The sequence below is a fragment of the Pseudoalteromonas sp. TAE79 genome, from assembly GCF_000498015.1.
Lineage (GTDB): Bacteria > Pseudomonadota > Gammaproteobacteria > Enterobacterales > Alteromonadaceae > Pseudoalteromonas.
The window spans coordinates 21,867-29,877 of sequence record NZ_AUTL01000106.1 but is presented as its reverse complement, the minus strand read 5'-3'; the positions used below and the strand labels follow the sequence as shown (position 1 = coordinate 29,877).

General features: G+C 38.7%; 7 protein-coding genes and 1 pseudogene (1 of these 8 running past the window's edge). 2 read left to right on the top strand and 6 right to left on the bottom strand.

What is annotated here, in order from left to right; translation table 11 throughout:
* Window positions 1-161 precede the first annotated feature (161 nt).
* Window positions 162-1,355, top strand: a complete 1,194-nt coding sequence (locus L655_RS0106105) for an HD-GYP domain-containing protein (protein ID WP_024604443.1) — start codon at window positions 162-164, stop codon at window positions 1,353-1,355.
* Window positions 1,356-1,408: 53 nt separating this feature from the next.
* Here the strand turns inward: L655_RS0106105 and L655_RS0106100 are convergent, their stop codons facing one another.
* From L655_RS0106100 to L655_RS0106075, 6 genes are all read right to left on the bottom strand, one after another.
* Window positions 1,409-2,446: a general secretion pathway protein GspB gene (locus L655_RS0106100; RefSeq protein ID WP_024604442.1), complete on the bottom strand. Its 1,038-nt coding sequence runs from the start codon at window positions 2,444-2,446 to the stop codon at window positions 1,409-1,411.
* An 11-nt stretch (window positions 2,447-2,457) separates the two neighbouring features.
* Window positions 2,458-3,375: an AAA family ATPase gene (locus L655_RS0106095; RefSeq protein ID WP_024596878.1), complete on the bottom strand. Its 918-nt coding sequence runs from the start codon at window positions 3,373-3,375 to the stop codon at window positions 2,458-2,460.
* 166 nt (window positions 3,376-3,541) lie between these two features.
* On the bottom strand, window positions 3,542-4,060 hold the full coding sequence (locus tag L655_RS0106090; protein WP_024604441.1) for a DUF1566 domain-containing protein: 519 nt from the start codon (window positions 4,058-4,060) through the stop codon (window positions 3,542-3,544).
* A gap of 9 nt (window positions 4,061-4,069) precedes the next feature.
* On the bottom strand, window positions 4,070-5,719 hold the full coding sequence (locus L655_RS0106085) for a DUF1566 domain-containing protein (RefSeq protein ID WP_024604440.1): 1,650 nt from the start codon (window positions 5,717-5,719) through the stop codon (window positions 4,070-4,072).
* Between the two features lie 69 nt (window positions 5,720-5,788).
* Complete coding sequence (locus L655_RS0106080; RefSeq protein WP_024596875.1) at window positions 5,789-6,121, bottom strand: hypothetical protein; 333 nt, start codon at window positions 6,119-6,121, stop codon at window positions 5,789-5,791.
* A 22-nt stretch (window positions 6,122-6,143) separates the two neighbouring features.
* Window positions 6,144-6,848 (bottom strand): DUF2982 domain-containing protein, encoded by a 705-nt coding sequence (locus L655_RS0106075; RefSeq protein WP_024604439.1) that lies wholly within the window; start codon window positions 6,846-6,848, stop codon window positions 6,144-6,146.
* A 246-nt stretch (window positions 6,849-7,094) separates the two neighbouring features.
* Between L655_RS0106075 and L655_RS01000000125195 the strand changes: the two are divergent.
* Window positions 7,095-8,011, top strand: a pseudogene (locus tag L655_RS01000000125195) (efflux RND transporter periplasmic adaptor subunit); it runs 113 nt beyond the window's last position.

Genomic DNA, 8,011 nt, shown 5'->3' with positions numbered 1-8,011 from the left:
AAGGATGGCTTAAGTTACAAGCCATCCTGGAAGGCTACGATTTAGCAAAATCTCTTGAGTCAGACTTGTGATCAAGAGACAGCTGTAAAGTGCCTTTTTTATTTGGTCGTTACGTATAAGTTTGTTAGTTTAAAAGTAGATTAACAACTGAAGCCGTGAAATTGAAAACCATTCCTATTACTAAGTTAGTCCCAGGTATGTTTGTGCAAAGCGTTACCAAACAAACTGGCAGCATTAAAATTAAAAACCAAGGCTGGGTTAAAACTCAAGCTGGTATTAATAACCTGATAAAAGCAGGTATTTTAGAAGTAGAAATCGACCCAGATAAAACCCTCATTGATTCAGTCCCTGAAAAAGATCCTATCGCTACACCTACAACAAAAATAAAGCGTAATCCTTGGCAAAAAATAAACAGCGCTGAGCAAGAAATGGGAAAAGCAAAAAAGCTTTATGACGAAGCAAAAACACTGCAAATAAAAGCATTTAAAGATATAAAAGCTGGCCGTGATATAGATATAGGGCCGTTTAGAGAACTGGCAAGTGGCTTTATGGATTCTGTTTTTAGAAATCAAGATGCCCTAGCCTGCCTTACCCAAATGCGCCAAAAAGATGCCTACCTACTTGAGCACTCAATTAATGTATCAATATTAATGGGTATTTTTGCAAAACACTTAAATATAGAGAAAGACACTATTGTTGAGCTGACTACCGGCGCACTATTACACGACATTGGTAAAATAAAAATCCCTGATGAAGTGCTAAACAAACCTGGCCGCTTTACAGACGACGAATTTAAAATAATGAAAATGCATTCGCTTTTCAGTAAAGAGATATTAGAAGACTCTGGCTTAACAGGGATCGCGGTAGATATTGCAGGTATGCACCACGAAAGACTCGATGGTAAAGGCTACCCGTTTGGTAAAAAAGGTGACGAGATAAGTCAGTATGTGCGTATGGCGTCAATTGTAGATGTTTATGATGCACTTACCGCAGAACGTGTTTATAAAGCAGGCATGGAGCCAATAAAGGCGTTTAAAATATTAAAAGACGGGTGCCCTGATAGCTTTGATCCTGTGCTGCTTAATAAATTTATTCAATGTATTGGCATCCATCCGGTAGGAACGCTTGTAAGGTTATCGAGTCAAAGAGTGGGTTTGGTCACCGAGAGTAATCCGGGGGCACCACTAAAACCTGTCGTTAAAACATTTTACAGCGCTAAGCATAGCCGCTACACCGAAGTAAAAGATATTGATTTATCTAATAAAAAAACTGTAGACACTCTTGAGTCAGCGATTAAACCTAAAGAATATAACATTGATTTAGAACGCTTTTATAAAAATTCAATATTATCCTAAGCACTATTGAGAGCTCAATATTCTACCGAGCTCTCAACATGATAACTAAGCGCTTACTGCGGCCAGTCTTGCAAAGCTTTTAAGCTAAACTCATAACCATCAAAATCTAGCACACTTTGCTCAGGTGTAATTTCTGTGACTGTTAGAGCTCCTATGCTTTCTCCTTCGTGTAATTCTCGGCCATTCAGCTTGATCCAACGTTTATCAGCACTCGATGAATATATATGCGCTTGATATTTAATACTAGGTAACATTGATTGCAAACCATCAGGTAATAACTCAACAGGCTCAACACGTGATGACGTTTTTGACGCTTGAGTAACTTCATAATCTTGGTTTTTTTCGACATCTTGTATAGCTTGCGCAAATGCATTTTTAAGAGTTGTAGGCACAGCATCAAGCTCAGGGTCACTCGTCTGTTGAGATTGGGTGCTGCCATTAATTGGCTTACCCAATACTTTATATTTACTCATATCAAGTTGAGCCGATGCGGTATTTTGATTTTGCCCAAATACCGCAGTGTTTTGTGCATTATTTGGATTGTAATTACTTTGTGGGTTAAACGCTGGCTGATTATAATTTTGAACAGGCATTACTTGTTGCATGTTTTGCTGATTATAACCTGCTGCGCTCGTGACCTGGCTCGACGGCATAGGAATATACTGACCATTTGGGGTTAATAACATTTGCTGTACACCATTGGGGGTTTGCACATGCACAAGTTGCCCTTCAATCGTTGCAGTATTTGTTGGAGCTACTTTTGCAGGCTCTAACTTAGCTACTTGCTGTTTTTCATCTCCAGCATCTTCCTCTTTAACGTCTTTGTTAGGCGATGATTTTTCGCTTTCCACCACCTTAATTACAGCGGGTTCCGCTGCGTTTAATAAAGTCGTACTTTGAAACCACTTTCCGGCGGTAAAGCCACCCGCTACCGCAATAAAAGCAGCTAAGCTTGTACCAAATACTAATGCTAATCGTCTATAACGCTTAAGTGCTTGCTGTTGCTTTAACTGCTCAGATTGTAAGTCGTACTGTTCAGCACTCATATCTGATTGCTGCGACTGCTTTAGCGCATCTAATAAATAAGACATAACTTACCTAACTATAAAATAAATGAAAGCCCAATGCCTACGGCAAATAAAGCAGCGAATGCAAGGCTATAGGGTACAAATGACGTTGCTTTGTTAGCTTCGTTAACCGGTGCGACAAAATCCATGGGTAATGACTCATGGGCTGATTTTTTTATTATATCGCTATCAACTATCAACTGCTGCTTTGCAAAAGTCCCAACTAAAGCACGCTCACAGACCAAGTTCATTAATCGTGGCACACCGCCAGTTAATTGATGAACAGCTTGCATGGCATCCATCGAAAAGATTCCTTTATCACACCCTGCAATATGTAACCGATGCTTTATGTAAGCGACTGTTTGGCCTTGCGTAAGTGGTAATAAATGGTAACGAGCCGTTATCCTCTGGGCAAGTTGCCTTAATTCGTTGCGCTTCAAAAGTTCTTGCAGCTCTGGTTGACCAACCAATACTATTTGTAATAATTTTTTATGATCGGTTTCTATATTTGTCAGCAAACGTAATTGCTCAAGCACGTTAGGAGCAAGTAATTGTGCTTCGTCTATAATAAGTATAGTGTGCCCGCCCGATTTATTATTAGTCTCTAAATGCTTTTTTATAATATCGGTAAGACTTTTAAGCGTCGCATTATGAACATCGTAACTAATGTTGAGCTCATCACAAATACTGGCTAATAACTCCAGCTCTGAAAGCGCTGGATTATGGATCATCGCTACTTGAGTGTTTTCAGGAAGCTGCTCTAACATACTGCGGGTAATTGTAGTTTTACCTGTACCTACTTCACCTGTTAATAATACAAAACCACCGTCTTCACCTAATCCATAGGTAAGGTGTGCTAAGGCTTCTTTATGTCGTTCACTTAAAAATAAGTAATGAGGGTTGGGCGAGATCGAAAAAGGTTTTTCGTTCAGGCCAAAATAGCTTAAATACACCGTGATGTTCCTTCGTAATTAAATCACGGCCTATAATGGCAAAAAAATGCGCTGAGTGACAACGTTGTAAGCGCTTTATTATTGAAATAACGTAAATTTATGTAAAACAAAAAAAGTGCAGCTGTTTTAAGGCTGCACTTTTGTCTGTCTAATCTTAGTATGCATTTTACTCTTCGTAGCGCACTAACCGTAAATACACATTACTGGTTTTAGCATGTAAGCTATTCAACCCACTATCAAATTGATAAACCCACGCTGAGCTCATTGTGCTTACACCCGATGTATTTGACCAATAGTTTTGAAGCTTAGTGCCCAAAAATACGTCTTCATTAATACTCGGCTCTGTGCAACTGTGCTCTAAAATACTCGCCAATTCTTTAATGTTAGGCATTTGCCAATCATCGTAATCTGCGGTTGTATCATTTTTAGCACCACGAAGTGCTTCTTGCCAAGTAAGAGAAGGTGTTGATCCCTCACAAAGTTGTGTCTCTGTATTGTAAGTTTGCCCATAACTACAGCGTTGCCACATAAGGCCTGTTTCGCTATCAGACACTGTGCCATCTGTATTTATAGTAAATCTATCTGTCGGTGTTGTGGTATCTGCACCGTCGTAGCACGTTTGCGCCGCTGCAATATTAAAGCTCAAGCTTATAGTTGCTAGTGCATAGAGTAATTTTAATTTCATTATTTTCTCCTAACGACTTCTAACTAAACGTACATAAGCAGTATTTTCTTTTGGATAAGCAAGGTCGTTACCATCACTCATATCAATGATATACGCTTGAGATAAACTGGTACCATCAGCTGCTGTCTGTGAGGTCCAGTAACGTAAATGGCTTAATGCACTTTCACTTGGCATATTAGGAAAAAATGCCTCATCAATTAATATACTTTGCCCTTGTTTACCGTAATCAATTAAGCTCAAAAGCTCTGTATAAGTAGGTAATCGCCAGTTTGTACCACCACAAAAATCTAAATCATTAACTTCGTTTATATAACTTTGTACTCCACAACTTGTATTGTCCGGACACGTTGAATTGGCTGTACTGGTATCGGTAAAAGTCGTATTCCCTACATCCCAAAAGTAATGATTTTGACCATCACGTAACGAAGTATTTGGTACCGTGCCAGATGCCACACTTTTCACCTCCCATACAAGCCCAGTAACATTATCGCGTATACAGGTAAAGTCACTACTATCATCACCAACTTCATCAGCAAACTGATTAAGTTTAGTGTAATCAAACGCTAAATTACCTTTGCCAACTTTATCTAAGCGGTTTGCATAGCTATCGCGTCCAAGCTCTGCATCTTGCGCTGGAAAGTCATCACTCTCACAATTAATACGTTGAGTATTGTTATAACACTCACCAACACCACTATCGTTGATGAATCCAAGTGCTTTGGGTGATACATCAACAAATAAGGAGTCTGTATCTGTGCGTCCTTTTGAGTCGGTTACCGTGACTTCAAAGCTCAATGTAGACTCAGTATCAACATCTGAGGCAAAAAATGTCGTTGTACATTGGTCGCTATTGCTTAATGTTTCGCTATTACCGGTAAGTTGTTGCCATTTACACTTATAGGTATCGGTAACTGTTTCGCTATTTGTTGCATCAAGCGTTACTTGTTCAAACTCTTCAACATTTTGATCTGCGCCTGCATTTGCATCCACTAACTCATTTGTTTTGTTGAGTGTCATTGAATATTGAGTGCTCGCCTCGCCACCCTCATCATCAGTGACAGTTAGCTGCCAAGATAAATTCACGTTACTTTCAAGTAATGGATGAGAAAAGCTAAGAGTTGATTCATTAAAACTCTCAATATCTAAATCAGGACCCGATAGCAATTGCCACATATAACTATCAATTTGGCCATTATCATCAGGATCGCTCGACTCTAGGGCACTCAAAGTGACTGTACCTTTGTATACAGAGGGAAGTGTTTCAGGAGATGTTTGTGTAACAACAGCAAGAGGTAGTTGGTTATTAGAGCTCACTGAAATAGAAATGTCGTCACTAACAGCGCTACTACCTGTACTTTGATAGCTCACTCTTAATATTATTTGACTATCAGTTTTTACGTCAGGTGCAGTAAGTGTTTGCTCAGCGCCTTCAAGGGGGAAACCTTCTATGCTTGGGCCACTAACTTGTTGCCATGAAAACGTACCATCAGCGGGGGAACCTTGTGCTGTGATGGTAAATTCAGATTTTTCGATAATTTGTAAATCGGCTCCAGCATTAACAGACGTTTCAACAACTGTATTATCACTATCACCGCCACCGCCTCCACACGCACTCAGTAAACCACACGAAATGAGGGGGATTAAAGCAAACGCTTTCATACGCAGCACCTTATTATGTCAAATAATTACTATAGTGTAATCACTAGCAATAAAGATGCCATTACAGTACTACATATATGTGTCTTGATGAATACGTACAAACAACTTCGTACCGATTTTACTGTAATCTATTTTGTATTCACGCCCGTCTAGAGCTTGAATAAACAGCAACTGCTTTTCTTCGCCAAATACATCAGCGCTACTTACATAAACCATTTCTAAATAACGCTCTTTTGCATCACGGCGGTTTTTAGGTAATTCTTCTTTAAATGGCTCCAGACCATGTTGCGTTACTTTAATTCGAGGATGAATTTCAGAGTTTACAATCACTAAATCATGCTTTTTATCTTTATGTATTATGGTGTTTCGACCACTTTTTAAAAAGGCTCTCTCTTGACTCATTTTTCTTTCCTACAGTCGTAGCTTAATTACTAAGCTGCGACGCTATAAACTGACTAGGCTCGCGCTTCCACTTATTTAAGTTAGCACTAAATGCCCAAATATCTCTATCTAACACGCTGGCAGGCAATAATAAATCGTAACCTGTTAGCTGCTGAAGGTGCTTAGTTCTATTAGCAAACATGGCTATAAGCCCAGTATAGCTTATCCCTTTATGGGATGTGTAATGTGTATCTTCTATTAACCATTCTGATGGGCAATTGCCATTTTTGCAATGTTTTTGAACAACTTGCATAAATAAATTACGCTGCTCTATTAATAATTTCCCTGCAATTCTAGGCGCTATGCTTGATAAAAAGTCGTCTATATCATTTACCTTAACGCCAACCGCATTTAATTCTAAATAGTCAAAGCCATCTTCTACTTTGGGTATTCCACTGTGATGAAAGTTACTATGAGGCATACTCCAAGCTCCGTACTTGTGACAATAAACGAGCTCAGATTCGCTTAATATAAGGCTATGGTATGGTTCTTGAGATTTTAAAAATCCAATAAAAATAGCCACAAGGCACAAGCTCACTAAAAATATTTCAACAATGCTGATCTCACCTGGTCTTAATAAATTAAACAACATAATAAAGACTAAGCCTATAGCACCTACAACAATCACCTCAATTGCGTTTCGCGCGCCCTGTGCCCGAAACTTAATGACATTGTCAGATTTATCCATATCGGTAAAACACCATATAAAAAACAAACATAATAATGCCCCAAATTATGACCTTTCTTGTTGTTATACATAAGTTACAGCTAGTTTTAAATTTCATACATTACCGCTTTTTCCTCAACAATATAGGAACAATGAATAAATCTTATTTACTTTTACGCTTAACGCACAAATTTATGAGATACATAACCGTCTTTTCACGGTCTTATTTCGTACAATACTTACAATTCATTTTCAGGTATGAAATCAATGTACTCAAGACAATCAGGTAAAGCACTTTTTCCATTTATTATTACGTTACTTTTAATATTTAGCGTTTATTTATATTTACCCGCTAGCCACGGCGAACAAGCCGATTCATCACAAATGTCTACCCAAGTAACGGCTCATACTGTTACCTCTGAGGAAAACGCAGTGATGATAGAGGCAATCGGTAGTGCACGTGCAAACCAAGCTATTTATATAAAAAGTGCGCAAAACGATTATGTCACAGATATATATTTTAAAGATGGTGACTTAGTCAGTAAAGGACAAAAATTAGTACAGTTACAAAGCCAACAAGAGCAACTTGCAGTTAAAGAACTCGGTATTAACTTACGTGAGGAAAAACGCCAGTTAGATCGCCTTACCGAACTTTCACGCTCGCAATCAACGGCAAAGTCATTACTTGAAGAACAATTATCTCGTGTTGATGCCACTGAAGCTCAACTAGAAAGCGCTAAAACAAAGTTAAATGAAATGACTATTACCGCGCCATTTTCAGGCCTGTTAGGTAAGCGTGAAATATCAGTTGGCGCCTACGTAAGCAACACAACAATAATCACCACACTTGATGATATTAGTATTATTAAAGTTGACTTCAAAGTACCTGAAAAATATTTAGCACAATTAAACATGGGTATGAAAGTACTTACCCAAAACGATGCCTACCCAGGGCAGACATTTAACGGCAAGGTAACGCATATTAGCTCGCGTATTGATTCGGTTACTCGCAGTGTTGAAGTAACAGCAAGCTTTGCCAATAAATCAGGATTACTTCGCCCTGGTATGTTACTAAATACAGCACTTGAGCTGAGCAGTAACCAAGCTTTAATGGTGCCAGAAAAAGCGGTTATCCCTTTACAAGACAAACACTTCGTTTTTCAAATTCAAGACGGAGTAGCCAA